This is a genomic window from Streptomyces rimosus subsp. rimosus, from assembly GCF_000720725.1.
Classification (GTDB): Bacteria; Actinomycetota; Actinomycetes; order Streptomycetales; family Streptomycetaceae; genus Streptomyces; species Streptomyces rimosus_A.
This window is the reverse complement of record NZ_JOCQ01000223.1, coordinates 1-1241: the sequence shown is the minus strand read 5'-3', so window position 1 is coordinate 1241 and position 1241 is coordinate 1. Positions and strand designations below refer to the sequence as shown.

The window sequence follows — 1241 nt, the reverse complement described above, 5'->3', positions numbered from 1 at the left end:
GGGCGGCCGGGCGGGGGAGCGGAGGGGCGGCCGGTCGGGAGGATCAACGGGGGCGGGGCCGGTCGCGTAATCCGCGCTTCTTCAGCGCAGCACTCCCTCCAGGAAGTCGCTGCCCAGTCGCGCCACCACCTGGACGTCCAGTTGGTGCAGCACGTACCGGCCGCGGCGGCGCGTCTGGAGCAGCCCGGCCTTCTTGAGGACGGCGAGATGCCGGGACACCTCCGGCGCGGATATGTCGTGCGCGGCGGCCAGTTCACCGGTGGTGTAGGCCGTACGGGCCAGATTGCGGCACATCCGTAGGCGCATCGGGTGGGCGAGCGCGTCGAGCCGGGATTCGAGGAGGGCGACCGAGGCTGGGCCGGCCAGTTCCGGCACCGCGACCGGGTAGTGGATCACCGGCCGCCAGCCCGGTGCGTGCAGCACCGACAGATGCGGCCAGCGGAACGAGGAGGGCACGAAGGTGACGCCCGTGCCGACGGCCGGGTCCGTGGCCGTGGTGTGGCCATGGCTGAGCTTGTCGACGACGATGCGGGAGCGCTCCGCGTCCAGCGACACCGCGGGCGACACCTCGGCCAGCGCCTCGACGAGGCCTTTACGGCGCAGCACCTCGGCCTTGTGACGCGCGTCCGTGGCGAGCTGGAACCGCACCCGCTGCCAGACGTCCGCGAAGAACGCCTGGTCACAGTCCTCGAACAGACGGCGGACCCAGGCCCGTACGGCAGGCGGGTCGGCGAGCAGCCGCCGCGCGAACTCGGACTGCCGAGGACCGCGGGCGGCAGCCCGCTCCAGCGCCAGCCGGCGGCTGCCGGCGTCCGCCAGCGGCGAGGGGCCGCCGCGTCTGTACACGCTGGTGCAGTTGATCTCCAGCGCGGCGTGAACGTACCGCTCGTCGTCGAGCCGGTCGAGCAGATCCAAATCCTCGGCGAGCGTCGCACCGGGCTGCCCGTCCGCGTCCGCGACCGCGGCGAACGCCATCGTCACGTCCGAGAACGTCGGCCCCCACAAGAAGTCCGCCTCATGCAGCCGGTCCGCCAGCTCAGCCTTGAGCGCGCCGGCCGTCGCGGTCGTCCAGCCGTGCAGCCCGGGATGGTGACCGGGCTCGGCAAGCGCATGCAGAGCGGACCCCAGCTCGGCAAGCGGCGAGGGACTGAACACCAAACGCTCGGCAGGCAGGCCTGCTATGTCGATCCAGATACTCATGGGGGTGTTTCTATTTCGGGGTGGGTGGGCCGGGATGGGTG

The 1241-nt window shown here is 72.0% G+C and carries 1 protein-coding gene; it reads right to left on the bottom strand.

Annotated elements, in window-relative coordinates; all coding sequences use genetic code 11:
- Positions 1-81: 81 nt before the first annotated feature.
- Entirely contained in the window at positions 82-1194 is a 1113-nt protein-coding gene (locus tag IH45_RS0142575) for a DUF5937 family protein (protein WP_032919566.1), read from the bottom strand.
- Between the last annotated feature and the right edge of the window lie 47 nt (positions 1195-1241).